General features: G+C 52.2%; 23 protein-coding genes. 9 read left to right on the top strand and 14 right to left on the bottom strand.

Annotation, left to right across the window (positions count from 1 at the left end; genetic code table 11):
* Positions 1–10 precede the first annotated feature (10 nt).
* Entirely contained in the window at positions 11–349 is a 339-nt protein-coding gene (locus EHT87_RS09445) for a tRNA-binding protein (RefSeq protein ID WP_124906299.1), read from the bottom strand.
* Between the two features lie 6 nt (positions 350–355).
* Positions 356–2116, bottom strand: a complete 1761-nt coding sequence (locus EHT87_RS09450) for a hypothetical protein (RefSeq protein WP_124906301.1) — start codon at positions 2114–2116, stop codon at positions 356–358.
* Between the two features lie 210 nt (positions 2117–2326).
* On the opposite strand from EHT87_RS09450, the gene EHT87_RS09455 reads away from it, so the two are divergent.
* Both EHT87_RS09455 and EHT87_RS09460 read left to right on the top strand, forming a co-directional pair.
* Complete coding sequence (locus EHT87_RS09455) at positions 2327–3700, top strand: PQQ-dependent sugar dehydrogenase (RefSeq protein WP_124906303.1); 1374 nt, start codon at positions 2327–2329, stop codon at positions 3698–3700.
* Positions 3701–3823: 123 nt separating this feature from the next.
* Complete coding sequence (locus EHT87_RS09460; RefSeq protein ID WP_124906305.1) at positions 3824–4246, top strand: HI0074 family nucleotidyltransferase substrate-binding subunit; 423 nt, start codon at positions 3824–3826, stop codon at positions 4244–4246.
* On the opposite strand, the gene EHT87_RS09465 is transcribed toward EHT87_RS09460, so the two are convergent.
* A complete protein-coding gene (locus EHT87_RS09465; RefSeq protein WP_124906307.1) occupies positions 4235–4999 on the bottom strand; it encodes a creatininase family protein in 765 nt (254 codons plus the stop codon). The genes EHT87_RS09460 and EHT87_RS09465 overlap by 12 nt on opposite strands.
* 201 nt (positions 5000–5200) lie before the next feature.
* Here EHT87_RS09465 and EHT87_RS09470 point away from each other — a divergent pair, with 201 nt between their 5' ends.
* Entirely contained in the window at positions 5201–6562 is a 1362-nt protein-coding gene (locus tag EHT87_RS09470; protein ID WP_124906309.1) for a cytochrome ubiquinol oxidase subunit I, read from the top strand.
* 25 nt (positions 6563–6587) lie between these two features.
* On the opposite strand, the gene EHT87_RS09475 is transcribed toward EHT87_RS09470, so the two are convergent.
* Positions 6588–6950 carry a four helix bundle protein gene (locus EHT87_RS09475; RefSeq protein WP_124906311.1) on the bottom strand — a complete coding sequence of 121 codons (363 nt, stop codon included), beginning with the start codon at positions 6948–6950 and terminating at the stop codon, positions 6588–6590.
* Positions 6951–7029: 79 nt separating this feature from the next.
* Here EHT87_RS09475 and cydB point away from each other — a divergent pair, with 79 nt between their 5' ends.
* Positions 7030–8064, top strand: coding sequence for a cytochrome d ubiquinol oxidase subunit II (cydB, locus tag EHT87_RS09480; RefSeq protein WP_124906313.1), 1035 nt, complete (start codon positions 7030–7032; stop codon positions 8062–8064).
* Positions 8065–8299: 235 nt separating this feature from the next.
* On the opposite strand, the gene EHT87_RS09485 is transcribed toward cydB, so the two are convergent.
* From EHT87_RS09485 to nfi, 7 genes are all read right to left on the bottom strand, one after another.
* Positions 8300–9076 carry a LytR/AlgR family response regulator transcription factor gene (locus tag EHT87_RS09485; RefSeq protein WP_124906315.1) on the bottom strand — a complete coding sequence of 259 codons (777 nt, stop codon included), beginning with the start codon at positions 9074–9076 and terminating at the stop codon, positions 8300–8302.
* Between the two features lie 3 nt (positions 9077–9079).
* Positions 9080–10147, bottom strand: a complete 1068-nt coding sequence (locus EHT87_RS09490; RefSeq protein ID WP_124906317.1) for a sensor histidine kinase — start codon at positions 10145–10147, stop codon at positions 9080–9082.
* Between the two features lie 41 nt (positions 10148–10188).
* Positions 10189–11115: an extracellular catalytic domain type 1 short-chain-length polyhydroxyalkanoate depolymerase gene (locus EHT87_RS09495; RefSeq protein ID WP_124906319.1), complete on the bottom strand. Its 927-nt coding sequence runs from the start codon at positions 11113–11115 to the stop codon at positions 10189–10191.
* Positions 11116–11151: 36 nt separating this feature from the next.
* Positions 11152–11523, bottom strand: coding sequence for a hypothetical protein (locus tag EHT87_RS09500; RefSeq protein ID WP_124906321.1), 372 nt, complete (start codon positions 11521–11523; stop codon positions 11152–11154).
* Entirely contained in the window at positions 11511–11690 is a 180-nt protein-coding gene (locus EHT87_RS09505; protein WP_124906323.1) for a hypothetical protein, read from the bottom strand. Before EHT87_RS09505 ends, EHT87_RS09500 begins: the two co-directional genes overlap by 13 nt.
* Positions 11691–11867: 177 nt before the next feature.
* Positions 11868–12758 (bottom strand): manganese catalase family protein, encoded by an 891-nt coding sequence (locus tag EHT87_RS09510; RefSeq protein WP_229320960.1) that lies wholly within the window; start codon positions 12756–12758, stop codon positions 11868–11870.
* 210 nt (positions 12759–12968) lie between these two features.
* Positions 12969–13673, bottom strand: coding sequence for a deoxyribonuclease V (nfi, locus tag EHT87_RS09515; RefSeq protein WP_124906327.1), 705 nt, complete (start codon positions 13671–13673; stop codon positions 12969–12971).
* Positions 13674–13806: 133 nt separating this feature from the next.
* Between nfi and EHT87_RS09520 the strand changes: the two genes are divergently transcribed.
* Positions 13807–14520 (top strand): hypothetical protein, encoded by a 714-nt coding sequence (locus EHT87_RS09520; RefSeq protein WP_124906329.1) that lies wholly within the window; start codon positions 13807–13809, stop codon positions 14518–14520.
* Positions 14521–14555: 35 nt separating this feature from the next.
* Here the strand turns inward: EHT87_RS09520 and EHT87_RS09525 are convergent, their stop codons facing one another.
* The 3 genes from EHT87_RS09525 to EHT87_RS09535 form a co-directional block, all read right to left on the bottom strand.
* Positions 14556–17369: a M1 family aminopeptidase gene (locus EHT87_RS09525; protein WP_185716177.1), complete on the bottom strand. Its 2814-nt coding sequence runs from the start codon at positions 17367–17369 to the stop codon at positions 14556–14558.
* Between the two features lie 468 nt (positions 17370–17837).
* Complete coding sequence (locus EHT87_RS09530) at positions 17838–18974, bottom strand: helix-turn-helix domain-containing protein (protein WP_124906333.1); 1137 nt, start codon at positions 18972–18974, stop codon at positions 17838–17840.
* Positions 18975–19092: 118 nt separating this feature from the next.
* Positions 19093–19503, bottom strand: coding sequence for a hypothetical protein (locus EHT87_RS09535; RefSeq protein WP_124906335.1), 411 nt, complete (start codon positions 19501–19503; stop codon positions 19093–19095).
* Between the two features lie 333 nt (positions 19504–19836).
* Here EHT87_RS09535 and EHT87_RS09540 point away from each other — a divergent pair, with 333 nt between their 5' ends.
* The 4 genes from EHT87_RS09540 to EHT87_RS09555 all read left to right on the top strand — a co-directional run bounded on the left by EHT87_RS09540 (position 19837) and on the right by EHT87_RS09555 (position 26330).
* Positions 19837–22323: a DUF2339 domain-containing protein gene (locus tag EHT87_RS09540; protein ID WP_124906337.1), complete on the top strand. Its 2487-nt coding sequence runs from the start codon at positions 19837–19839 to the stop codon at positions 22321–22323.
* A complete protein-coding gene (locus EHT87_RS09545; protein WP_148096028.1) occupies positions 22298–23536 on the top strand; it encodes a DUF3999 domain-containing protein in 1239 nt (412 codons plus the stop codon). The genes EHT87_RS09540 and EHT87_RS09545 overlap by 26 nt, the downstream gene beginning before the upstream one ends.
* A 1111-nt stretch (positions 23537–24647) precedes the next feature.
* Positions 24648–25436, top strand: coding sequence for a sialate O-acetylesterase (locus EHT87_RS09550; protein WP_124906341.1), 789 nt, complete (start codon positions 24648–24650; stop codon positions 25434–25436).
* Positions 25437–25466: 30 nt separating this feature from the next.
* Positions 25467–26330 carry a CE1 family esterase gene (locus tag EHT87_RS09555; RefSeq protein ID WP_124906343.1) on the top strand — a complete coding sequence of 288 codons (864 nt, stop codon included), beginning with the start codon at positions 25467–25469 and terminating at the stop codon, positions 26328–26330.
* The last annotated feature ends 16 nt before the right edge of the window (positions 26331–26346 follow it).

Below are 26346 nucleotides of genomic sequence, written 5' to 3' on the forward strand. Positions count from 1 at the left end.
GATTTTATAACTAGGCAATTCGGGAGCCGTTTTCTGTTTTACGTTCGGTTTGCAGTAAAGTCACTTCGCCATCCTTCCCAATAGCTCCCAAAACCAGGCATTCACTTTTGAAGGAAGCAATTTGTTTGGGCGGGAAGTTAACAACCGCAACGATCTGCATACCAGTAAGTTGCTCCGGTTTGTAAAGCCGGGTTAGCTGTGCAGAGGACCGTTTGATCCCTTTTGGACCAAAATCGATGGTTAATTTATAAGCTGGTTTTCGGGCTTCCGGAAACTCTTCAACCGCCACAACCGTGCCGGTTACAATCTCCACTTTTTCAAAGTCGGCCCACGAAATAGCGTTTTCCATTGGCGGTCACCACAAAAGTGTGTACTGAATGGTCGCCGAACCCTCCTTCACATTCACCGGCATCACCAGTTCCTGCCGTCCGGAGTTGGAACGCGTCGTCGGTTTCAGCCTGGAGTCAATCCGAATATAATACTTTCCATCGACCGAATACAAGCCTTTCGTGACTTCTTCCAGCGATGAACCAACCGCCAGCCGGCAATACAGGGCTTCGGTTTCCGGCCCTTTCAGAGTCAGCGTCCGGGTAAAGGACTTGCTATCGGCATCCGGCAAAACCGCATCGGTCAGGTCCAGATCCTTCATCCGATACTGCAGGGTTGGATAGCCCTGTTTGTCCATCGACAACCCTTTATATTTTAACTCATTGTCAGACAGACTATCCGGCCAGAACTGGCCGGAATTGGCCATCAGGGCCAGCGGATTCTGGGCCGACAATACCGCCAGAGTACCCAGCGGTTTCAACAATTGCGGCTCTCCGCGTTCGTACCACATGTCGGTCACGTCGGCAAACTGCCCGCGCCAGACCTGCAGCAACGCTCCCTGATTGAGATCAATGGTATAATTCAAGCCGGAAGGGCTCCCCACCGAGATGCAATGCGTTTTCTTTTTAGGACCATACATCACAAACGAACGGATCACCGCCGGTTTGGTAGTTGGTTCCACTGCAATTTCGCCAACCGGATCGGGTTCGGGCAGCGAAGCCCGGGGATGCAGGGCCTGAAACTTGGTATCGGGAGCCGAAATGAAGAAACCCAGACCCGGCCGGGGCCACGAACGTCCGAAAAACAGGGTAAAGGGGTGTTTACCCGCAGTCAGATTCAGCTTCGCTGTATTCATATAACCCAGATCGAGCCGCTGGTTGGCAATCACCTCTTTGCCATCAATCTGCAGCGAGGCAAAACCGCCCTGCTGCAAAGCCACCGTATACATCGCCGTTTTGTCGACCACCAAATCTCCGGTATACACAATCCCGTGCCAGCGCGGCTGTCCGAAAGACACTTCGTAGGTCAGCGCCGAAATCGTATCTTCTTTTACCAGTTTCAGATTGGCGAGTTCCGCCTGTGAAACAGTCTCCGTTTTGTTTTCGTACAACTTGTATCGCAGGTTGGTCAGTTTCGCCACCGGGCGATCGGTAATCAATTGATAACCAACATTCCGAACCGCCACCGTACCGGTTTTCACACGTAAACTCACCGTTCCGTCGGTTCCGCCGGATCGCTTAGGCAGTACCAGGCTTTCGTGTACAACGACTCCATTGAGGATCAGTTTTTCCAGCGTAGCCGGTCCTTTGCCACCACCCTGAAACAAAACTTCCAGTTGCTGCCACAAGCCCGGTGCTTTGCCGGCATTCTGCAAAGGCAGCAAGGTCGCGCTGCCTTCAATAGCGCCGGAGGTCATGGTATTGATCTCCGATTTTCCCCAATTATCAGCCAGACGGATGCCCGTCGAACCCAATGATAAGGTGGCCTCGGCACCCGGCGAGAGCATCACGTCCATAACCAGCCGAACGTCGTTGGCATTGGTCAATAAGGTAACGGGCTGACCGGGCGTTCCGACCAGCAGTCCGCTCCCGGCTTTGGTCTTGATGTCGGCCCGGAAAGGATTGACCTGAATACCGGCGGCCGGTTTCCAGTTGGCAGGCAGCGACGGCAACCGGTCGGTGGGAAGAAGCGTTAAAGATTCGTCAACAGATTGGCCCCAGACCGGTAACGCACCTGCCAGCAACAGCAGGGCGGTTCCCCGGTTGAACCATCGTAGAATGGGATTCATCGAATAGGTAAAGTTTCAGTGTTTAAAGCAATTAAGTTGCAAGTTTGATCAAATGACCGCTTATTTTGCAAAAGGGAAAGTAAGCTCTTTTTTTACCCTAAACCAAACCCGAACTTTTCAACTTTACAAACGGATCAGGGTTGTAAAAATAGTGCATTTCGGTTGTATATTTCAGTAATTACGTCGGCAGACTCCAAATCCCGCATTCCTATGAAAAAGCCCGTTATTTTGAAAACCCGTGTCTGGTTGCTGGCCGAACTGTCAGTCGCTATTCTGCTCTGGGCATTTACGAGTAAAAAGGACGAATTTTCCCGGATTAGCTGGGCCGGGAAAACCGCATTTCCGGCTCCCGACCCCGACAACGGCGGTCTGAAACTCATCACCGGTTTTGGCGCGCTGACGGTGGCCGATAATCTGGGGCAGGCCCGGCACATCAGTGTCGACCCGAAAGGGACCATTTTTGTGAAGCTGAATCGCCTGAAAGATGGCAAGGGCATCGTTGAATTACAAGACACCAACGGCGATGGAAAAGCGGACAAAACCATCACGTTTGGGAATTATGCCGGAACCGGAATGGCGATTTTCAACGGCTATCTGTACGCTTCGTCCGATACGTCGGTGTACCGGTATAAAATGACCAACGGAATGGTTGATCCGGAAACCAAACCGGAACCCATCGTGGTTGGGCTGACACTTCAGCGCCAGCATGCCTCCAAACCGCTGGCCTTCTCGCCCGCAGGGAAGATGTACGTTACCTTCGGGGCGCCCTCCAACGCCTGTCAGGAAAAAGACCGCCAGCCGGGTTCCAAAGGCCAGGACCCCTGCCCGATTCTGGAAAACTACGGTGGTATCTGGGAATTTGACGCCAATAAACTCAACCAGAAACAAAGCGACGGAATCCGCTATGCTACGGGCATTCGCAACGCCGTCGCGCTCGACTGGAACACGGCTTCGAACGCACTGTACGCGCTGCAACACGGCCGCGATAACCTCAACAACTGGGGCGGCAAATTTACCGACGAAGTGAGTGCCGAACTGCCTTCGGAAGAATTTCTGATGGTAAAAAAAGGCTCTGATTTTGGCTGGCCCTACTGCTACAACGACCACGAACAGAACAAAAAACTGCTGGCTCCCGAATACGGTGGTGACGGCACTAAAGTTGATCGTTGTGCGGGGAAGGACAAACCGATCATGGCTTTTCCGGGTCACTGGGCACCCAACGATGTGCTGTTTTATACGGGCAACCAGTTTCCGGCCAAATACAAAAACGGCGCTTTCATTTGCTTTCACGGCTCCTGGAATCGCGCTCCGCTGCAGCAGGGCGGCTATTTTGTCGCCTTCGTTCCGTTTGGCAGTGATGGAAAACCGTCGGGAAACTACGAGGTATTTGCCGAGAATTTTGCGGGTGTGGCCGAACTGGGAAAACCGGGAACGGCCGCGAATGCCGGAAAACTGGAGTTAGCCAGCCCCGGCGATGCCAAACACCGCCCGATGGGTCTGGCGCAGGGACCGGACGGCTCTCTCTACATCACGGATTCGGTGAAAGGGAAAGTCTGGCGGGTGATGTATACGGCGAAGAAGTAAGAAACCGGCGTCAATCAGTATAGTACTGCCACGGCCCGACGGAATACCGCCTTCGGCCGTGGCAGTATGGTTTTAGAAAAAAGGCCAAACTCATAGTAGATTTAACCCTTCAGTTTCAACCGTATGAATCAGGAAATTCGTTGGGAACAACGGTTTGGAAATTTCAAAAAAGCCCTGTCTCAACTCAACAAATTCATTCAAAAAGGTGAATTAAATGAATTGGAAGAACAAGGGCTAATCAAAGCATTTGAGTATACGTACGAATTAGCCTGGAAAACCTTGCAGGATTTCTTGCGGGATAAAGGATATAGCGAAATTGCTGGTCCCAAACCCGTTATTGAGCAAGCATTTCAGGACGGTTATATTGATGGGTTTGCCTGGGTTCGAATGCATAAAAGTCGTAATCTAACCAATTTGGCTTATGAGCGTGAAATTGTTACTCAATTGAAAAGGCATATTCTTTCTGAACACGTTCAATCATTTGAAAGCCTAATTTCCAGATTAGAAAAAGAATCTTATTCGGACAATAAGCCTTCACTCGTATAAATCCTTCACATCCAGATTCGCCAGCTCGACCAGAAAACCGCTCAGTTTTTGCGTCACATCTTCAAAATACCGCCTGCCTTTCTCCGCCGTAGCCTGTTTCGGATTGCCAATGCCGGTATCTTCCGTCACCTGCGACCATTTCCGCTCGGCCCACGCCCAGCCTTCCCGCAGGGCCTGAACTTTCCATTTCTTGGCCGCTCCGTCGCCCGCTTCCTCCAGCGGCAACACCAGATCCGGGCGGAGGTGCAGCAGTAAGCTCGTCTCCATCTCGTCGGCGTGGTCGCCTTTGGGTTCGTCGAAATACGTCGACTTATCGAGCGTATGGAACCACGAGCAGGTGCTCAGAAACATGTCGGGAAAACGAACTCCGAGTTCGCGCAACATGGTTTTAAAGTCATTTCCGCCGTGGCTGTTCAGAATCAAGAGCTTGTGAATTCCCTGCCGGTTCAGCACTTCGATGATGTCGTTCAGAATTGCTTTCTGGGTGCTGGGATACAGGTTGATATCCAGTAGGATATCCGTTTGCCCGGTATTGACGCCAAACGGAATCGTGGGCAACACCATCACTTTCGCGCCCTGCTCCCACGCCAGTCGCGCCGATTCGGCGGCAATCGTATCGGCTTCAATCACATCCGTCGCATACGGCATATGGTAGTTGTGGGCTTCGGTGGCCCCCCAGGGCAAAATGACCAGGTCGATGGGCTGGTCGTGAATGTGTTTCCAGTTGGCTTCGGCCAGTATATAGGGTCGCATACGATAGAGCTTAAAAGTTATTTCGCAGAGTTAAGCGGAGAATACCAGAGTTTATCAGAGAAAAACTCTGCGTAACTCTGATGTTCTCTGATAAACTCTGCGAAATAACTCTTTTTATCACAGACACGAAAATCTTGTTCGAAACCATTATTTCGTGTTCAGTTCCGTAGTAACTTGCCCGCGTTCCCATCTCCACCGACTATGGATCATGTTGAAATTCTCTCCCGCATTCAGTTTGCCTTCACGATTGCTTTCCATTACATCTACCCGCCCCTGAGCATCGGCCTCGGCGTTTGTCTGGTTTTCATGGAAGGCTTGTATTTAAAAACAAAAGACAAGGTTTACGAAGAACTGACCCGGTTTTGGGTCCGGATTTTTGCGCTCATTTTCGGCATCGGCGTCGCCACCGGTATTGTGATGGAGTTTGAATTCGGCACCAACTGGGCGGTTTATTCCCGCTACGTGGGCGATATTTTCGGGAGTGCCCTGGCCGCTGAGGGCATTTTTGCCTTTGCCCTCGAATCCGCTTTTCTGGGCATCCTGATTTTCGGCTGGAACCGCGTCAGTCCGCGTGTTCACTTCCTTTCGACGGTTCTGGTGGCTCTCGGTTCCATGTTTTCGGCCCTCTGGATTGTGGTCGCCAACTCGTGGCAACAAACGCCGACGGGGTATCGAATTGAAGGAACGGGACTGAAAGCCCGCGCCGTGGTGACCGACTTCTGGGAGATGGTCTTCAATCCGTCGTCCATCGAGCGGTATTCGCACGTGCTGATCGGGGCGTTTCTGGCCGGGTCATTCCTCGTACTGAGCGTCAGCGCCTGGTATATTCTGAAACGGAAATACGAGGTTCATTCCCGGAAAGCCTTCACGATCGCCTTGTGGGTGGCCGCCATTTCGTCCCTGGGGCAACTGTTCACGGGCCACCAATCGGCGGAAGTGATCACCAAATACCAACCCGCCAAACTGGCCGCGGTCGAAGGCCATTTCGAATCGGCACCGGCCGACATGTATCTTTTTGGCTGGGTCGACGCTGAAAAACAACAGGTTTCGGGGCTGAAAATACCGGGCGGGTTATCCTTTCTGGTCCACCAGGATTTCAAAAAAGCCATTCCCGGCCTGAACAGTTTCAAACCCGAAAACCGGCCACGCGCGGTCAATTTCGTATTCCAAACCTATCACCTGATGGTCGGAATTGGCATGACGCTGATCGGGCTTTGCTGGCTGGGTATCTTTCTGTTATACCGCAAAAAACTGTTTCAAACCCGCTGGCTGATGGCGGTTTTCGTCGGCGCGGTGTTCCTGCCCCAGATCGCCAATCAGGTGGGCTGGTATACGGCGGAAGTGGGTCGCCAACCGTGGGTGGTTTACGGCCTGCTGCGAACCTCCGACGCCCTCTCCCAGGCCGTCAAAGCCGAGCACGTCCTGATTTCGCTCATTCTGTTCACGCTGGTTTACGTCATTCTTTTTGTGCTGTTCATTTACCTCCTGAACAAGAAAATCCAGCACGGCCCCGACATCGGGCAGGAAGATCCGGAAACGCCAAGCTCAAGAATTGAATTATGAATTATGGATGATGAACGATGAATGTTCAGCTTGTGAGGTTTCTCTTTGTGTTAAGAATAATAGTGCGGATTAACTTTAACAAGCTGTTGGCATCATTGTAAATACTAGCAAACTCCGCATCATTCAGATAATCAGTCGCTTTTAATAGCTCGAGCCAATACATAACTTCATCGCATTCTTTTTGTGCAATACCCATTTTGTTGATGAAATCAGCCTTACTAACAGCATTATTGGCTTCACGAATATTAGCACCAACGGAAGTGCCAGAGCGAAGCAACTGCTTGGTCAACACATACTCCTGTCTACTCGTAGTGATGTATTGAGACAGACGGATGGTACGGATGGCAAACTGAAAACTTTTTTCACGAACGACATTTTCTTTTTTCATAATCAGGACAGAGATGGTGGATACTTCCTAAAGCTAAACCATTCATCGTTCATCATTCATAATTCATCATTAAAAAGTCATGGATACAATCCTCGGTCTCGACCTTCCCACCTGGTGGTTTTTGCTGATCGGTGCGCTCATCAGCGGGTACGGCATCCTCGACGGTTTCGACCTGGGCGCGGGGGCTTTGCACCTGTTTTTCCGGAAAGAACAAAGCCGCCGGATTGCCCTGAACGCCATCGGCCCGGTTTGGGATGGCAACGAAGTCTGGCTGGTGATCGGCGCCGGAGCGCTCTTTGCCGCCTTTCCGCTGGTGTACGGAACTCTGCTGTCGGTCTTTTACCTCCCATTCATTCTGCTGCTCGTGGCCATCATCTTCCGGGCCATTTCGATTGAGTTTCGGAGTAAAGAAGAAATGAAATGGTGGCGCGCCACGTGGGATGTTTGCTATTGTCTGTCCAGCACCACGATTGCGCTGCTGTTTGGCCTGATTCTGGGAAACTTGATTCAGGGCATTCCGCTCGACAAAGACCACCAGTTTGTCGGGCGGCTGCGGGATTTCTTCAACCCGTATGCCCTGCTGATTTCAGTCACGGTTTTGTCGCTGTTTATGCTGCATGGCGCGATGTATCTCGCCATGAAAACCGAAGACCGGCTCTACGCCAAAATGACGATTCTGATCAACCAGACCAGTAAATTTTTCATTCTTTGCTTCATCACAGCTTCGATGGCGACGCTCATTTATGTGCCGCACATGGAAGCCATTTTTCACAAATACCCGGTCATGTTCGCCTTGCCAGTCACGGCCGTTTTGATCGTGTTGAATATGCGCCGGATGATTGAAAAACGTCGGTATTTGCGCGGATTCATCTCCTCCGGCGTCACAACGGCCTTGTTGCTGCTTCTTTTCGCGTCGGGTTTGTATCCCAATCTGGTACTCTCCAACGTCGACGCCCGGGGAAACATCAGCATTTACGAAGCCGCTTCGACGGATGGTTCCCTGCGAACGATGCTGCTGTTTGCCGCCATTGGAATGCCGCTGGTATTGACCTATACAGTATTTGTTTTCTGGACCTTTCGGGGAAAAGTAAAACTGGAGGAGACGAGTTATTAAAGGAGCGTTATTTCGCGGAGTTGAGCGGAGGAAATATAGGGAAAGAACTCCGCTTACCTCTGCTCAACTCCGCGAAATAACGCTTCCTTAAAACCGACCCAAAGCCGCTTCCAGCACCTTATCCCGACCAGACGGGACGGCTGAAGTGTCGGAAAATGCACTTTGGATGTTCGAATTGCGGACCAAAATTGACGCGTACGGTTTTGGGCCGAAGAAAGGTATCGTTTCCGTGAAATTATGGGACTGCCGTACGCATCCAGGTTTTGAACTGGTTGGCGCGGGCCTTGCTAATGAGGATTTTCTCCGCAGGGGCAGGCTCCAGATTCAGATACAGGCGGCCATTAAAATAGTAGCTGATCTCCCGAATGGCTTTTCGGTTAATTAAAAACTGCCGGTTGGCCCGGTAAAATTGAGCCGGATGCAAAACCGCACTCAGTTCTTCCAAACTTTTCTCTTCCATCACCAGCGGTACCTGATCAAATTTCATTCCCCGCACGACTTCATACCTTACTTCAAACCAGGCGAATTCGTCGGCGGCTACCGGAATCAACCGGTCTTTGAAAGGCACCAGAAAATGGCGTTTGTAGGTTTTCTCGCCCTGAATTAGCCGACTTAATTCGGCCAGCACACGGGTATCCAGGAGTCCCTGCTGCCGATCGGTCAGACGGGCGTATTTTTCCAGGGCTTTTTGCAATTGTTCCAGCCGGATGGGCTTGAGCAGGTAGTCGATGCTATTGACGTCAAAAGCCTGAATAGCATATTGGTCGTAAGCGGTGGTGAAGATGATGGGGACGTCGGTGCGCACCTGTTTGAAAATCGTAAACGAGACTCCGTCCGCCAGATAAATATCCAGGAAAATAAGGTCGATCGGCGGTTTGGTCGACAGAAAAGCAACGGCATCCTCCGTATTGTCGATCACGTCCACAAAATCAAACGACCCGGGCAGGGTGCGCAGCAGGGTCATCAACTGCGCGGCTGCGTGGGCTTCGTCCTCAATAATCAATACTCGCATCGCTTACAGCAATAAAGGAATGGTTACGGAAAAGGTACGGGTTGTTTTTTGAATCGTAATCTCTCTGCCCGACAAATAGAGGCAGCGCTGGTTGAGATTAGCCAGCCCCAGGCCGGTAGACAGCTCCGGCTCTTTTTTCGCCTGGAGTCCATTGCTGACGGTTATGGTGTGATTGGCGTTCGTAACCAGCTCAACCCAAAGCGGTTGCCGATACGAAGCGACGTTGTGCTTGACCGCGTTTTCCACCAGCACCTGCAACGCCATTGGGGGGAGTCGGCTGTTGGTATAAACCGGATTGATAGCGAGTTGAAACCTTATTTTTTCGCCGTATCGACCCGCCAGCATGGCCATATAGGATTCCATAAACCGCAGTTCTTCTGCCAGTGTCACCAGATCGGCGGTCCGGCTGGTCAGGCTATACCGAAAGACATCCGAAAGGTGGCTGACAAACTGCGAAGCCGCCACCGGATCGTGCAGAATAAGGGCATTTACCGTGTTGAGCGAGTTGAAGAGAAAATGCGGATTGACCTGGTTTTTTAACAGTTCGTACTGGGTTTCCGCGTTCGCTTTCAACAACCGCTCGTTGGCAATCCGGACCTGCTGGTTGCGGAAGATGAGCCGGAAAATACAGGCGATCAGCACCACCAGCAGCACTTCCAGCACCACCGATATTCGGAAGAAAAAGCGGAACACGCGTTCATTGAAAGGAGGAGCGAACAGGTTCAGATGGATTCGGATGAGTATAAAATCAATCCCGATCAGCAGGACCACATTCAGCAGCAGCGGAATCAGGTAGTTACTGATCACCCCCGGAAAACGCGACAAACCGAACCGTTGATAACTCAGATTGACCAGCAGAAACAGGATCGCAATCAGGAAAGAATACAGGGATCGAACGCTGAATTCCAGCCAGGGAAAATCGATACGGGTTCCCCGACTGGAAAAATAAACCAGGGCCAGCCGGGGCAAGGCAAAAAGAATGGTCACAGCCAGCGCACTGAGCAGAATCAACCAGCTCCGGAAGGGAATCGAGTCGGGAAACACCGTATTCATGGTAAAAAGACGCTTCATTTTTGCCCGAACCCAAGTTCGGGTTTGGTGCAGAAATTTACTCACGGTAATTGATACCGGGTGAAAAAATCCCAAATAATATCGGTCGCCTTCAGGGCCGACGAAGGCACGTCGGCCCCTGGCCGGCTAGGCACTCCTCCCGGCCAGGAATGACCACCATCCCTGGTAAGATACAGCTGAATCCCCGTTTTGGGCGTACACGTAGTCCATTCCCGGAGCGTATACCCGGTAGTGTCAACCCGCGTAACCGGCGACGGCTGGCAGGCATTTATCGACGCCCAGACGTTCAATACCGAGTCTACCGGAGGATACCGGTATCCACCTAATCCGATTCCTCCCGCATAGGGCACCTTCGTGTCCAGCAGCGAATGGATGTGCAGAACAGGAACGGCCCGACCGGGCTGACAGGGCATCTCGCTAATCAAGGTGCTGCTCACGGCGGCTATGGCGGCTACTTTGTCGGACAATTCGCAGGCCAAGCGGTAAGCCATCATCCCGCCGTTCGACATTCCGGTAACGTATACACGCTTGCGGTCGATCTGATAATCAGCCACTAACCGATCAATTAGCGTGCGAATGAATTTGGTATCATCGACCTGATTTTCCTGGGCATACCCGCAACACCCGCCCGCATTCCAGGTTCGAAGGCCCAACGGGCCGTCACTCGCCACGCCTTCCGGATACACCGCCACGAAGGAATCCTGGTTGGCCTTGCGGGTGAACTGGTAATCCGCTTCAAATTGCAGGGCGTTGCCCCCAAACCCGTGCAGTCCGATGACCAGGGCGTACGTCCGTTTTTTTTCATAGTAATCAGGCGGCAAATTAAGCACAAACGTGCGATTTCGGCCGTCGACCGGCAGGCTGCCCATAAAGCGGTATTGGTGTTGAGCCGGAGGTTCGTTCCGTTCCTGACAGGCGTTTATTCCGCACAGCGCAACCATCAGGCACCATTTGAAGACTTGAGTCATGGAAAAATAGTCATTGGGTAAAACAAAAGCGGGCGCTCAGTTCCGGGACGAACGTCGTTTCTTCAATTCCTTTTCCTGCTCCTCCTGCTGTTGCCGGTATGTTTTGTATTGTTCCCGGGTAAGCACCTCACTCATCTGCTGGTTTCTCCGCTCTTTAAGATCGTTATAGGTCCGGTATTTAGCGAGCCGGGAGCCGTTCGAATTTTTCAAATCCGCCAATCCCTGCCTATACGTCTGTTGAATGGCTTCCACTTTAGGCTTTTGCTCTTCGGTCAGATTGAGTTCGGCCAGATTGGCCTCCTGCCAGGCTTTGAGCTGCGTTTTTTGTTCGGCAGAAAGGGTCGATTGAGCACGGAGGGGACCCGAAAGCAGCAGCACAATAGCTGCGGAAAGAATTACACGATGCATATTTTTAGAAGTTGATTGATGCCCCAAAGCAAGCCGTTTTGGCAATGCGTGACGAAAAAAAAGAAGCCGAAGCGGTTCATTTTCCGGCTGAAATTGCCTGATGGGTGGGGGAATTGGCTGGCAGCGAAGCGGAAACCGGCAACCAGCGCGGTAACGCGGAGTTTCATGGTCCCGGTTTGAGATCAGGGGAGCGTTTCCGGGAGAAAGTCGGGGGCGTGTAAAAGGAAGGGTAGGCCGCCGGGCAGCACCGGCTTTTCAGATCAAAAAAGAGGATCCGAAAGTATAAAATAACTACTTGAGCAAAATGAAGAAGTGCCACGGCAAACCGCCGTGGCACTTCTTTTTCACAATTTTATGCCTAGCTTCTTCGCAATATCAGCGAACATTTCCGGGTCGATTTCATCGTCACCGGGCGCGTTCAGCTGCGGTTCGGCTTCCAGATCCGGTGCCGGAAAGCCTTCCGGACTTCCGAACACGACCTCCACTTCCTGCCCATCGTCGGGGTGTGTCCCGTTCCAGATCAGTCCGGCCTGCTGGTAATCGTCCTTGCTGAACGTATACAGTTTCAGGTGTAGCTTATTTTCCATGAACTTCCTGGCTTCCGGAAACGCGTTGTTGCTCAGGTTCGGAACCGGCAGCAGCTTGGTCACTTCCACACCCGTCAGCCTTTCGAGGGCCTTGGCGTAGGCTACCACGTGCAAACCGCCCCGCACCAGCAGATAACCGATCATGGTTCGCGCCGTGGGGTCGCTCACCATCTCATACACCCGCATCTTGTTGGCCCGCGCACCGCATTCCAGGAAGAAATTGTGGAGTAAATCCAGTTTCAGATTCCCGCTGCTGAACACATTGTCACCCGTCCAGAAATGCCCCATCGAATCCATCGGCAAAGCCGCCTGGCCACTGGCGATGAAATGGTGGGTGTTGCGGGCATTGACGGCATCGGCCAGTGGGGCCGTTGTCGGGTCGAAACCGCGCTTGGAAGCCCCCGTCAAAAGCAGGTTGACCGTATAGGCAACCACTTCAATATGGCCGTATTCTTCACCAGCAATACTGCTGATGACATCATAAAACGGACGGATTTTTTTGCGCCCCCGGAAGTTAAACGACTGATAGGTGTAGTTCATCAGGGTCGACATTTCCCCGAATTTTCCACCGAGGAGTTCCTGAACGGCAGCCGCATCGTTCGGCGACGGGTTTTTGGGTGTAGGCAGCTCGATTGGGAGCCGGTCCATTTTTAAAATCATAACGTGAATAAATAAAGTGAAATAACCGTTTACCTAAAGTCAACCGCTCACGTTTCGGATGGTTGGGCTTTTTCAGAAACTAAAAATACCGGACGGGGTAACTGGCTAAGGCAAAGCTCCTAGGGTTGGGCCTCCCGAAAAGTAGTTAGCCAACGGCCCGGTGTATCGACGACGGATCAAACAGAATCCCCGGGTGCATCAGTCGGGGCTTCGCTCACCGCGCCGGAGCGCATTGACCAGGTTGTGCGTCAGGCGGGTGGGTTCGGGAATCCGGTAGCCGTATCCACGGCGGCCCCCGTCGCACTGCAACGTGAGTGAAATAGCCGTTTCCAGATCGATCAGATGGCCGGGCGAAACGTAGACGGGATTGACCTTGTTTTTGGTACGCAAAGCCGCCCCGATCACCTCGCCATAATGCCGCATTGGGGTCCAGTTGCCCCGCTCCGGGGCCGGTTCGTCGTATTTTCCGACCAGAACCGACTTGGCACAGCCAAACGTCGGGCGGTTCAGAAACAACCCGCCGTGCGATGCAATGCCGATCCGGCGCGGGTGGGCGATGCCCTGGCCGTCGAACATCACCACATCGGGCTCGGTTTTCAGTTTCGACCACGCTTCGAGCAGCGACGGTATTTCCCGAAACGACAACAATCCGGGAATATACGGAAAGGTAGCCGAGCTGATAACGCCCACTTCCTCAATCACTTCCAGCGTTTCCAGCCGCAAAACGACAATACCGGCATAGACGGTTTCCTCAAATTTATTGAAGGAAATATCGCAGCCCGCAATCGTCTCGACCGGTTTGGTCAGGGGTTGAATCTGGATTTGATGCCGTAGCTGCTGTTGCAGGGCGACGGCTTCGGCGGGGGTGACATTCCAGTCGTGGAGAAGTTGGTAGGTGGCCATGGGTTCGGGGTGGTTCAGGGTTTTAAACTCCGATTACCCGCCTGAAGTTTAAGGACCCCGATTGCAATCAGTATTTTCGCTTGATTATCTGCTTTTTTTACCTAGATTTCGGACAAACCTTCTACTGAAAACCATGAAGAAACTCATTCTGACCTTGCTGATGCTGCCTGCGCTCTCGTTGTGGGCTTTTGGCCAAACAACACCCGCAGCCGACGAGGTGATCGCTAAGTACCTGACAGCCATTGGCGGCAAGGATTTTCTGGCGACAGTCGATAACCTGACGGTTCAGATGTCGACCGAAATGCAGGGCAACCCGATGGTAATTACCTTAAAGCAAAAAGCGCCCAACAAGTATTCGCGGGTGATGATTGCCAATGGCATGGAAGTGTTTAAGATGACCAGCGACGGCACTAAAATTGCGATGGGCGGCATGCGCGGTGGTAATCAGGTTCTGGAAGGAAAAGATGCCCAGCAGGCTCTTATTCAGGGATCACTGTTTCCGGAATTGCATTTTGCGGAACAGGGCGTGAAAAGTACGGTGGAAGGCACGGAGAAAGTCGGTGGCAAAGATGCCTATAAAGTGAAACATACGACTGCCGACGGAGCGGTTTCGTGGACCGATTACTACGATGTGGCTTCGGGGCTGAAAGTTCAGAGCGTGGCAACCCAGAAGTCTCCGCGTGGCGAAGTCGAACAAACCATGCAATATGGTGATTATAAAGACTTTAAAGGACTAAAATATCCCTCTTCCTTTTCGCAGGGCATGGGGCAAATGCAGATGCAGATTGCCGTTGACAAAGTCAAAATCAACGACGGTGTCAAAGATTCCGACTTTGTGGTGAAGTAAAGATCCGGTCAGCGGCCTGAGTGCCGTTGACCGGATTAATTCGGTTCCACTTCCTCCACCTTCACGTAAAACCGGGTTTCGTCTACTTCAAAGTCATCGGCGGTCATGTTGGGTAACGTCATCGTTTGCCACGCGGTGGTGGGCGTTATAAACTCAAACTGATCTTCGGATTTGGTCACCCGGATCGGCATCCGGAAATTTGGTACGTCGGCTTTCCATCGGTAGCTCACAACCAGCGATTGCTCCTTTTCCACGAGTTTAATCATCAGCGTTGGAAGCGTCGTGCAGGTCAGATACTGGTCGAAAAACCAGGTGTAATCCGTACCGGTTTTTTCGTTAACATACCCAACCAGGTCTTTGGTTGTGACGGTTTTATACCGAAACCGTTGTTGAATTCCTTTCAGTAGACCGGCCCAAAGCGTATCGTTGTTGAGCGCGTGCCGAAACGTATACAACATCAGGCTGCCCTTGGAATACATGTCACCAATATCATAATGAATGTGGTTGACATCATACACGCCGATGATGGGCTCTTTCCCGCCAACCTGCGGGGGCAACGACGCGATATAGCCGAGTTCACCATCGTCCGGCACCACCGAGTCCAGATAAAAACCTTCCGAATAGGTGGCAAATGCTTCGTGAATCCACATATCGGCCATGTCGCGGCAACTCACGCTGTTGCCCCACCACTCGTGCGACACTTCATGCCAGGCTAACTGCATGATCCGTAAGGAATCGGCCAACGTGAGCGAATCGGCCCGGCCAGCCGGTAGTTTCCCGAACGAAACCGCGCTCTGGTGTTCCATCGGGTAGAGCGATTCCATCAGCGTAAAACCGTCGCGCGGAAACGGGTATTTTCCATAGTGCTTTTCCAGGGTGGTCAGCATCGGTTTTACCCCATCAAACACCCAGCGGAATTTCTCCTGATTATAGGGCATGCAGTAGAAATCCAGCGTCAGTGAATCCGCGCCATAGGTTTCGCGCCGGTGGGCATACTTCCCGATGTTCAGCGTAACGTTGTAATTATTAATGGGATAGCTCACATACCAGTCATATTGCGTCCAGTTGTCGGGCAAGGCGGTTTTGCGCAAAAGCCGCCCGTTGGAGATTTCCATCAGATCGCCCGGAACCGTCACGCGGATGCGCATGCTGTCGGGTTCGTCGGACAGGTGGTCTTTGTTGGGCCACCACAAACTGGCGCCCGAACCCTGACAAACCACCTGTACCCACGGATTTCCGTCCTTGTCTTTGTCCCACAAAAAACCGCCCATCATTGGCACGGTCCAGTCCGGAACCTGCGGTTTTCCGGAATACTCGATTTCGAGTTCCCGCTCACGGCCCGGTTGGAGTTTTTCCGGAAGCTGCACAAAAACCGCATCGAATTCCCGCGTGTAGGCGACTGGTTTTCCGGCGTATAAAATCTGGTGAATGCGCATGTTAGCATACAAATCCACCTGCATTTTGTCGAGCGGAGCCAGCACCCGAAACCGCATTGTATTCCTTCCGCTGATTGCCTTGTTTTCAATGTCAACCCTGACGGAAAGATCATAAAACGTGACATCGTAGTTACTCCGCAGGGGTGTCAGTTTGCCGCGCAGGGTATCGGCGCGGGTAAAACCGTTCTGGCGGTTGGAAAAGCGGACTTTCGTGGAATCCGGTTTCCTGGTAGTCGAAACCGGCGGTATTTTCCGGGAAACCGTATCCTCCGAAATGGGTTTTTGAATGTTGTAATTTTCCCAGAAATTCGGATCGTTCTGATCGCCGATCAGGTTGCCCATCGGGTTGCGGTTTTCATTGATATCGCCCTCGGCAAACGGAGGAATGCCTTTGGGACCCACCTCGGTGACGGTAAAACTGGTGGCTATTTTCCAGATTTTATCGACCAGATTCCGCGATTTGCTGTTGATGCGTATCTCGTACCGTCGCTCAACATTACTCAAATGCCACCGGCCCGGCGCTCCGGTGGCATTATCCTGAGCATACGTAACAACTTCCTTAAAATCAGACAGTTCATACTTCAGCTTTTGAACGATGAAACCAATTTTTTTCAATAGCCAGTCATCGTTATTTTCCCGGTCCAGCCCGGCCTGGGTTATCTGCCATTCCGACCGAACGAACGCCAGTGTTTGCGCATCGATGTAGAGCTTGCCCGTGACATAGGCTTTCCGTTTCTTTTTCCCTTGCCGGACGTCAATGACATACATCGGTCGGTCGCCCCTGAGCATACTGAGGTGATACTCATAATATTTGTAATTGCGCGCATTGATGAGGTTAGTCTTGTGGGAAGCCAGCTTCACAAGATCACCGAAGAGGGAGGTCCGTGCCCCGTTGCTCAGGTTGATCACCGGTGGCAGCTTGTGCGTCGCGGGGTCGTAGTTTTTTTTCCGGCCTTTGATCAATTTCAGTTGATCTTTGGCTTCGGGATGATTGTTGGCTGATTTATAGACCGATAATACGGCTTCATTCAACAAAACCGGCTTGCTATCGAACTGGCTGTCTTCCCGGTAAAAAGCCGTCATTTGCACCGAAGTCGTGTCGTAATTCCGCGGAATGGCGGCCACAGCTTCTTTCAGAATATCCAGTGCGGTTTTCCGGCGGGCCTGTACCCGCACTTCGTCCAGCAGAATGGCCGCGGTTTTTAAGCGAATAACGAGATTTTGATGGCCCGTCGGCATGGGTTGTGTCACCGATTGAAACCCAACGCTGGCAATCCGGATGCTATCTTTCGAATACGCGACCGGTATTTTGAGGACAAACGCCCCCTGCCCATTGGAAACCGTCCCGATGCTCCGGCCCACCACCGAAATACCGGCAAACGGAATGGGTGCTCCGGTTTCGGAATGGATCACGCTCCCTGAAAGCGATCGGTAACCGGATTGTCCAAATAAGCTGAAAGGAAAAAGGGTCAGAATAAGCCCAAGAAGGAATTTGGCAGTGTGCGGCATCGGTGCTGTTTTTGCGATAAAACACGCCAAAAGCAACGTGACAGTCTGCTCAAATCCGGATTTGAGAGGAAATTTAAGCTATACAGGATCGAAATAGCGCAGGAGATAAGCCCGGAGGGGTGCACGGTCAATAGGCATTCCGGCTATTGACTGATCCGAAGGAGCGACATACGGCCCTGAATTTAGGGCGCTCCTCCAGAGCTGGACTGACGCAGCCTCCGGGACTATTAACAGGACACCCCTCCGGGGTTACAACAGAATACTACTTACACCGCCTGTTCAGCATAGTACTTACACCGCTTGCTCAGCGGGTAGAGCGTTGGGGCGATGGCCGGTTAACAGTCTATCCCTCCGGGGTATACCAGAATACGCCTACACCGCCTGCTGGTTCATGTATTCTTTCGGCGAAACGCCCGTCATCTGCTTGAACGTCCGCTGGAACGTGGCCTGGGAATTGAAACCGCATTCGAAAGCAATACCGGTGAGCGTCAGGTTGGAACTGGCCGCATCGTTCAACCGGCGTTTCACTTCCTCCACCCGGTATTCATTCACGAACGTATTGAAACTCTTGCCACGGTGCTGGTTCAGAACCGCCGAAATTGTTTTGGCCGGAAGCTGCAAATGCCGCCCGACTTTCTCGACCGTCAGCTCCGGGTCGAGATAAAGCGCATCGATTTCCATCGCTTTGCGTAATCCGCTCGTGGTTTCCTGAATCAGCTCGTCGGGTAAAACCACCGGACTGGTTTTACGAACGGGCTCGGGCAGAACCGGGTTGCGGGCATGAATATACCCGCCCAATCCCAGCCAGTAAATCATAATCGCAATCGGAATATAGAGCGGATACCAGCCAAACGCATCCAGAAGGGCATTACTGGTTTGGGGGATAATATACGGAACCAGATGAAGAAACCAGATCGTTTGAAAGGTCGCAAAAACCAGGAGCAACTGACGCACCCAGCGCACACTCGCCCGTTGTTGCGCCGTTTTATCGGAATTTGCCTTTTGAAACCGGCCCAGCCAGCGGTAGGCCACCATCACGTAAATCGTCACCGAAATCCAGCGCGGAATGTCCGCATACTTATCATACTCGTCCATCAGCCACCCTACTTTCCGGTTGTCACTGTGTTCAAATACGCCAAACAGCAAGCCAAACAGGAAAATCCAGGCCATAATCTTACTCCCGCAGTCGATGATAACCGGCCAGAAATGCCGCCGTTCGCGTTTCCCCAGCCGAAATTCGGAATCCAGCAACGCGCGGGTGTAAAAATAAATCAGCGGGCCGAACGGCATGGCAATAATCAGCGGTACGAAATCGACAAACAGATTGATCCACGGGTTCATAATCGGAATCCCAACCGCCAAACTGGCCGAAGCCAGCAAAGCCACCAGCGTAGCCAGCAGCCGGTTCGGGAGCCGATTGCCTTTCCGGTTGAACCACAACAACGTCGCCAGGATAAACCCCTGCGCCGTGCCCAGCAGAAGAATCAGATCCAGAGGAGGAATAGTCATACGGCAAATTACCGAAAAGATTGACATCGCTCAATAGATTCCCATTGCCATTTTTACCAAAAAATAAACCCGCCCTCTGCGAAGAGAAGACGGGTTTGGATTGATATATCGCTCCGAATTAGCCCCGGCGGCCGTATCCGGTATTCTTGCGGTCGAACCGGTTGGATTGTTGAAAAGCGAACCATTTCTCACGTTGTTTCGGCGTCAATACGTCCAGAATTTCTTTCTGTTTCTGGGCCTGAAAACGTTGGTATAGCTGCGGATTTCTGCTTTGCTGGCTGAAATTTTCGCGGCTGTCATACCGGTCTTCGATGCGCTTCAATTCTTTTTCCTGTTTGCGTGACAGATTCACCACCGCGTCCAGTCGGTCGATTTTGATGTCTTCCTTCACATCGTCGTACCGGGAATTGGAAGGCGTATTATAAGGTGCCGGATTGCGGTTGGTGTTGGGATTGTATCCGCGTTGGGCCATTGAAACACCGATGCTTAAAAGGGCTACAGTTGCGAGGGATAAGATTGTCTTTTTCATGATTTTGCTGGTTTATTTGTTCGTTACTGAAGGTTAGAGGCACAATCCGGCACGGCGTTTAACGAACTTTTCGACCAGTCGACCGGGAGCCGGTTTTACCCGATAAGCCGGGCGGTTTCACCGATAAGCACCGTGTAACCTGTAACCTGTGGGCGTAAGTTGTTTACTCAACCCGACAACTTACCAGATGCCGCTGGCAGTAGGGACGTCCGATCACCAACTTTATATGGCAAAGGCTTGTCAACGGCGATCCCATCGCGTATATTGATCCCGCCTTCGCCCAACGGTTAAAAAACTGATTACTACGGCCTAAGCTCCACCGAAACTACCCTTATGGAAGCGTTTTTACTCGTGATTGTCATTGTGCTGATCCTGGTTGCCTACAGCCGGTTTGCGGATGTCAAACAGCTGATTCAGCGGCAAAGTGATGAAATCAGCCAGTTGCGGGCCGATTTCCAGGAATTCCGGGCCGCTGCCGGGCCGGTCGATCCCTCCGCGAAGCCCACGATGCTGGATGAACGGGGAGCAATCATTGACATTCCCGACGAAATTCCCGCTCCCACGGTCGTTCGGCCCGAACCAGCTCCGGCACCAGCGCCCGTGGTGGAGCAGCCGGAAAGCCGGACCGAAAACATTCTTCCTCCGCCCATTCCCAAAGACCTCGCCGTGCCGCCGATGCCGGTTTTGCCAACGCCCCCGCCGGTTCGGGCCGAGCCGCAACTCTCGTTCTTCCAGCGGTTTCTGCGCGACAACCCCGATCTGGAGAAATTCATCGGCGAAAATCTCATCAACAAAATCGGGATCGGCATTCTGGTTCTGGGCATTGGCTATTTTGTCAAGTTTGCCATCGATCAGGACTGGATCAACGAAATTGGCCGGGTGTTCATCGGCATTCTGGCGGGCGGATCGCTCATTGGCGTTGCGCACCGGCTCCGCAAATCGTTCGGGGCTTTCAGTTCCGTGCTGGTCGGCGGTGGTCTGGCGGTTCTCTATTTTACGATTGCCATCGCCTTCCACGATTACCACATTTTCAGCCAGACGGTGGCTTTTGCACTGATGGTGGTCATCACCGGTTTTTCCATTCTGCTGGCCATTTCCTACGACCGCGTCGAACTGGCGGTGGTGTCGCTGGTGGGCGGTTTTGCCACCCCGTTCATGGTCAGCTCCGGCGAGGGCAACTACGTGGTTTTGTTTACCTACATCCTCATTCTGGACGTTGGCATGCTGGTGCTGGCGTATTTCAAAAAGTGGAATCTGGTGCACATCGTCGCCTACGGTTTCACCGTTTTGCTCTACGGCGCGTGGCTGTCGGACAGCATTCTAGAAAACAAACCGCATTATCGCGGTGCCCTGGTTTTTGCCACCCTCTTTTACGCCGTCTTCCTGGCGATGAATCTGATCAATAATCTGAAAGAAAAAACCCGGTTTTCGGCGCTGGAAATCAGTTTGTTGCTGAGCAATACCGCTTTCTTCTTCGCAGCCGGTATGGTAATTCTGGCCCATAGCGGCCATCAGGCGTATCAGGGTTTGTTTACGGTGGCCCTGGCCATTGTCAATTTTGGACTGGCCGCGTTTCTCTACCGGCGGCAGTCCGTCGACCGCACCCTGATTTATTTGCTGATCGGCCTGGTCATTACGTTCGTGAGTCTGGCGGTGCCGGTGCAACTGGAAGGCAATTTCATCACCATGTTCTGGGCGCTGGAAGCCGTGCTGCTGCTTTGGCTGGCACAGAAATCCGGTCTGACGCTGGTTTCAACGGCCTCGGTGCTGGTTTTGGGCCTCATGCTCGTGAGCCTGGGCATGGACTGGGCGGATCTCTACGGTGGTGTTGTAACCGCTCCCCTCCCGATTATCCTGAACAAAGCGTTCATTACCAGCGTAGTATCCATTGCTGGATTGCTGGGTGTCAACCGGTTATTGAATACGCAGACCGAGCCTTTCCGGTTCTGGATCGGGCAACTGGAAGTGGCCGGTTACCGCCGGTTTCTCCGCTTCATCACGGTATTGGTTCTCTACCTGAGCGGTTTGCTGGAACTGGATTATCAATCGGCGATCCGCCTGGGATTTGGTCCCAACCAAACCATTCTGCTCGGCTGTTACAACTTGTTTTTCCTGGCCGGATTGCTGTTCAATGCCCAGCGGGTGGGCAAACGGGGAACGCTCTGGGTTGCCGTCGGTCTCGGATTAATCGGCATCATCGCCTATCTGTCAACGTATAGCCCGGCGACGATGACCCTGCTGAACGACTATTATTTAAGCAACGAACCGAGTTTAATCGGCTTTCCCTTTCATTATGCCAGTGTCCTTTTCACGCTGCTCATTTTGTGGCTCATCGACCGAAACAAAACCCTGCTGGCACCACTTCCGCCCATCGTGCTCCGGCTCTGGCCGTGGTTTATGGGGTACGTGATCGTGTATCTAGCGACGTCGGAACTATTCGCGCACGTCATTTATTTTAGTTTTGCAGGATCGAAAACCGGCGGTTTTGTCGGCCAGCCCGCTCTGGTGCGTTTTGACGACCTGCTGACCCAGACCAATAAAGTGGGCCTGCCGATTCTGTGGGGCGTTTGTGCGTTCGTTTTTATGTGGATTGGGCTTAACCGCAAAAACCGCCAGCTCCGGATTCTGTCCCTGAGTCTGTTTGCGCTCACCATCCTGAAGCTGTTCATCTACGACATTCAGGGCATTTCGGAAGGTGGAAAAATTGCCGCGTTCATTTCGCTGGGCGTCCTGCTGCTGATTATTTCGTTCATGTATCAGAAAATCAGAAAGTTAATTCTTACCGACGACGCCAATGCGACGCATGAACCGGTTTCTTAGTCTGACAACGGCGCTCCTGTTTTTTTGGCTGGGAGTCAGGGGACAAGCCGCTGAATATCGGGCGCGGATTTTGCCGGTAAAGCAATCCGGGTATTACCGGATTCTGCTGCCACCCGCGGTGGTTGGCCGATTGAATGCCGACAAAACCGACATTCGGATTTACGATGGCAAAAACCAGGAAATACCGTATCTGCTGACGCAGGAACAGCCCGGACAGAAAACACAATTCAAAGACTATGAGCTTGTTACCAGGATCACCTCCAAGACGTCAACGAAACTGGTGCTTCGGAATGCGACCAAAAGTCCGATCAATTCCCTCGGTCTGCTCATCAAAAACACGAACATCCGCAAAAAAGCCCGGCTCAGCGGCAGCAACGACGCCAAAACGTGGTACGGTATTGAGGACGACTATCTGCTTGAACCGGTCGCCAGCAGCCAGACAACCTCCGAAGCGAAAATCCTCGATTTTCCGTTGAGCGATTACGAATACTATCAACTGGAAATCAACGACTCCCTGAGTGCTCCGCTGAATATTCTTAAAGCGGGCTATTATGAAACGATCCCCGAAGCGGGTACTTATTCGGAGATTCCCGGCCTTTCGTTTACACAGATCGACAGTTCGGATCATAGAAGTTATGTCCACATCCGTTTTCAGACCCCGGCCCGCCCGGACAAACTGACGCTAGCCATCCAAGCGCCATCGCAATACCGGCGGAGTGCGGAACTGGTCCAACGCCGGATTCGAACAGGCCGCCGGGGCCGGAAACGGATCGTTTTCGAAACGCTCCGGGCTTTTGAACTCAATTCGCAGGACAGCCTGCACACGGTTTATCTGCCTGCTCTTCAGACGGAAGACCTGTATGTACTAATTGATAATCAGAACAATATCCCGCTGACCATTGGAAGTCTGAAAGCCCAGCAGTTAACCACCTACTTACTGGCCGAACTGAAACCGGGAGGATCCTATCACCTGTCTTTTGCCAGTCCCGGTGTTGGCGCACCTGCGTATGATCTGGTGTATTTTAAGAACAAAATACCGGACAAGTTACCCATCATTCAGGTGACAAACGTCGGCCCCGTTTTGGAGGCACAAATGATCACCCACTCGTTTTTTAGCGAAAACCGCTGGCTGATCTGGGTGGCCATCGGGCTGGTTCTAATCCTACTAAGTTACTTTTCATATCAAATGGTGACCGATATGAAAAACCGGTAGTTCGTTGCAAATACTACCAAAATTTCTCTTACCCATTGATCAAAGCAACAAGCCTTTTACCCCGGAGGGATTGACTGCCAATAGAATAGAACAGGCCATCCATTTCTGATAGCTCCGGAGGAGCGGCCTGAGCTAAACGAGGACGCTCCTCCGGAGCTTCGACTACGCAGGGCTCATTTTTACTAGTAACAGCAAACCCCTCTGGGGTAGTGCAGGCCAAACTGGAGCTTAAGCATTTTTGTCAAATCCAAAGGCTAGACCTTTGAACCTGGAACCACACACTGAAGGGATTTGCTATTAATGGAATCGTCAGGTGAGGGGCACAAAAAAAGCAGCGATCTCTTTCCGCCGTATCCCGAAGAGGTGTGCTGTCAATGGGAAAGTCAGCTAGTAGCACTAAAAGAGCAGCGATCCCTTTCCATATCCCGCAGAGGTTTGCTGTCAATGGGAACGAGTTAGGTGGGGGCATTACCAGAATAGCCAACCCTTTCCAATCGTATCCCGGCGGGGTTTTCTGTCAATGGAAAAGTCAGCTAGTAGCATTACAAGAGCAGCGATCTCTTTCCAATCGTACCCCGGAGGGGTTGGCTGTCAATAGAATAGACCAGGCTATCCATCTCCGATAGCTCCGGAGGAGCGCCCTGAGCCCTGATTAGGACGCTCCTCCGGAGCTTCGACTACGTAGGGTTCATTTTTACTAGTAACAGCAAACCCCTCCGGGGTAGTGCAGACCAAACTGGAGCTTAAGCATTTTTGTCAAATCCAAAGGCTAGACCTTTGAACCTGAAACCATACACTGGGGATTTGCTGTTAATGGGATCGTCGGGCGAGGGGCACCAAAAAAGCAGCGATCTCTTTCCAATCGTACCCCGGAGGGGTTTGCTGTTAATAGAATAGAACACGTCATCCATTTTCGATAGCTCCGGAGGAGCGGCCTGAGCCCTGATTAGAACGCTCCTCCGGAGCTAAATTGATTCGCTGAATCTGAAGACTGTTAACAGCAAACCCCTCCGGGGCAAGTGCCCGACCGCCAATAAAAATACTTTTCATTCTAAAACAAAAAACTCAGTATAATTGGCCGTAAGACGGGTTTTATCCCAAAACGCACGTCATGAAAATCGTTGTTAACGCCTTTTTTTTCGCAGGAATTGTCACTATTTGCCTGGCTTTCAGGCAGGATAAACCGCCCCGCCTAACCTTGTTTCTGCTCATTGGGCAGTCGAATATGGCGGGTCGCGGCACACCCGAAGCTGAAGACCAACAACCGAATCCGCACGTCTGGATGTTCACCAAAGAGCTGACCTGGGTTCCGGCCCGCGATCCAATGCACTTCGACAAACCCGCCGTGATCGGCGTTGGGCCGGGCTTATCGTTCGCGAAACGGCTTTCGGCAGCTGATCCCAATCTGAACATCGGGCTGGTTCCCTGCGCCGTGGGCGGTTCGGGAATCGATGTCTGGAAACCGGGGGCCTACTACGAACCGACCCAGTCATATCCGTACGACGATGCGTTGCGCCGGGCCCGAAAAGCCCTCGAAAATGGGCAACTGGGCGGTTTTATCTGGCATCAGGGGGAATCCGATTCCAGTCCGGAAAAGGCCTCCGCTTACGGGGAAAAACTGGCCGGACTGGTCCAGTGGTTTCGGAAAGACCTGAACGCTCCCAACGTGCCGTTTGTCGTCGGAACGCTGGGCGATTTCGTCGTAAAACGCAATCCCAGCGCCGGAACGATTAATGCGACCCTGCAACAGGTGACCCAGCGCATTCCAGATTCCTATTGTGTGCTGGCCACCGGTTTGACCGACAAAGGGGATTCGACCCACTTCGATACGCCCTCTGCCCGGACGTTAGGCCAGCGGTATGCTGACGTCTTCATTCAGCATAAATTAGTAAAAAAATAACCGCGCCCAACGCCCTCATCCCGTTTCTTTATGCAACGATTGGTCATCTTTATTCTATTTGTGTTGACATCCGGCCTTGCTAAAAGTCAACTCCTGAGTGATTCCATTTTGATTGAGGGGCATTATCGAACCTTTCATTTTTTGAAGCCGGCCAGACCCGGGTCGACGCTGATTTTTGCGCTCCACGGCTCGGGCGGAAACGGGCAGGGCGTTCGGAATGGTGCCAAAAAACTGGAAGAAATAGCCCCCACCGAAAATCTGCTGCTGGTGTATCCCGACGGCTATAAAAAGTACTGGAATGAGTGCCGCAAAACCGCCCAGTCGGCCGCGAATCTGGAAAACATCAACGACAACGCGTTTTTTGGCGAAATGATCAGCTACTTTCGTAAAAACTACCAGATTGATTCCAAGCGCGTTTTTGCAGTCGGAACCTCCGGCGGAGGGCACATGGCCTACAAGCTGGCGTTGACAATGCCCGACCAGTTTCGGGCGATTACGGCCCTCATTGCCAATTTACCCGACACCAACAACCTGGATTGTGCCGAAAAACGGCTGGCGATTCCCGTGATGATCGTGAACGGAACGGCGGATCAAACAAACCCCTATGATGGTGGAGAAGTGAAAACGAACGGTATTAGTCTGGGACTGGTGCGGTCGACGGACCGGACGTTCCGGTACTGGTCGGAACTGGCTGGCTATCAAGGCATTCCTAAGAAAACGCTGCTGCCGGATACCGACCCGAACGATGGCAAAACCATTGAGCGGTATACCTACCGGGAAAAAGGCAAACCCGAGGTTACGCTGCTGAAAGTGCTGGGAGGCAAGCACGATTACCCGAATGATATCAATGTCTATCTGGAAGCGTGGGCCTTTTTTAAGCGGCAGATGCAGTGACCGATCGTTTTTTTAA

This window comes from Larkinella knui (assembly GCF_003858645.1).
Classification (GTDB): domain Bacteria; phylum Bacteroidota; class Bacteroidia; order Cytophagales; family Spirosomataceae; genus Larkinella; species Larkinella knui.

Coding starts and splice junctions, on each gene's coding strand:
- EHT87_RS09530 (WP_124906333.1), bottom strand. CDS start 18,974: ATGACTATTCCTCCTCTGGATCTGATTCTTCTGCTGGGCACGGCGCAG.
- EHT87_RS09500 (WP_124906321.1), bottom strand. CDS start 11,523: ATGCATCGTGTAATTCTTTCCGCAGCTATTGTGCTGCTGCTTTCGGGT.
- EHT87_RS09455 (WP_124906303.1), top strand. CDS start 2,327: ATGAAAAAGCCCGTTATTTTGAAAACCCGTGTCTGGTTGCTGGCCGAA.
- EHT87_RS09465 (WP_124906307.1), bottom strand. CDS start 4,999: ATGCGACCCTATATACTGGCCGAAGCCAACTGGAAACACATTCACGAC.
- EHT87_RS09450 (WP_124906301.1), bottom strand. CDS start 2,116: ATGAATCCCATTCTACGATGGTTCAACCGGGGAACCGCCCTGCTGTTG.
- EHT87_RS09485 (WP_124906315.1), bottom strand. CDS start 9,076: ATGCGAGTATTGATTATTGAGGACGAAGCCCACGCAGCCGCGCAGTTG.
- EHT87_RS09505 (WP_124906323.1), bottom strand. CDS start 11,690: ATGAAACTCCGCGTTACCGCGCTGGTTGCCGGTTTCCGCTTCGCTGCC.
- EHT87_RS09470 (WP_124906309.1), top strand. CDS start 5,201: ATGGATCATGTTGAAATTCTCTCCCGCATTCAGTTTGCCTTCACGATT.
- EHT87_RS09545 (WP_148096028.1), top strand. CDS start 22,298: ATGCGACGCATGAACCGGTTTCTTAGTCTGACAACGGCGCTCCTGTTT.
- EHT87_RS09550 (WP_124906341.1), top strand. CDS start 24,648: ATGAAAATCGTTGTTAACGCCTTTTTTTTCGCAGGAATTGTCACTATT.
- EHT87_RS09445 (WP_124906299.1), bottom strand. CDS start 349: ATGGAAAACGCTATTTCGTGGGCCGACTTTGAAAAAGTGGAGATTGTA.
- EHT87_RS09520 (WP_124906329.1), top strand. CDS start 13,807: ATGAAGAAACTCATTCTGACCTTGCTGATGCTGCCTGCGCTCTCGTTG.
- nfi (WP_124906327.1), bottom strand. CDS start 13,673: ATGGCCACCTACCAACTTCTCCACGACTGGAATGTCACCCCCGCCGAA.
- EHT87_RS09490 (WP_124906317.1), bottom strand. CDS start 10,147: ATGAAGCGTCTTTTTACCATGAATACGGTGTTTCCCGACTCGATTCCC.
- EHT87_RS09540 (WP_124906337.1), top strand. CDS start 19,837: ATGGAAGCGTTTTTACTCGTGATTGTCATTGTGCTGATCCTGGTTGCC.
- EHT87_RS09495 (WP_124906319.1), bottom strand. CDS start 11,115: ATGACTCAAGTCTTCAAATGGTGCCTGATGGTTGCGCTGTGCGGAATA.
- EHT87_RS09555 (WP_124906343.1), top strand. CDS start 25,467: ATGCAACGATTGGTCATCTTTATTCTATTTGTGTTGACATCCGGCCTT.
- EHT87_RS09460 (WP_124906305.1), top strand. CDS start 3,824: ATGAATCAGGAAATTCGTTGGGAACAACGGTTTGGAAATTTCAAAAAA.
- cydB (WP_124906313.1), top strand. CDS start 7,030: ATGGATACAATCCTCGGTCTCGACCTTCCCACCTGGTGGTTTTTGCTG.
- EHT87_RS09475 (WP_124906311.1), bottom strand. CDS start 6,950: ATGAAAAAAGAAAATGTCGTTCGTGAAAAAAGTTTTCAGTTTGCCATC.
- EHT87_RS09510 (WP_229320960.1), bottom strand. CDS start 12,758: ATGGACCGGCTCCCAATCGAGCTGCCTACACCCAAAAACCCGTCGCCG.
- EHT87_RS09535 (WP_124906335.1), bottom strand. CDS start 19,503: ATGAAAAAGACAATCTTATCCCTCGCAACTGTAGCCCTTTTAAGCATC.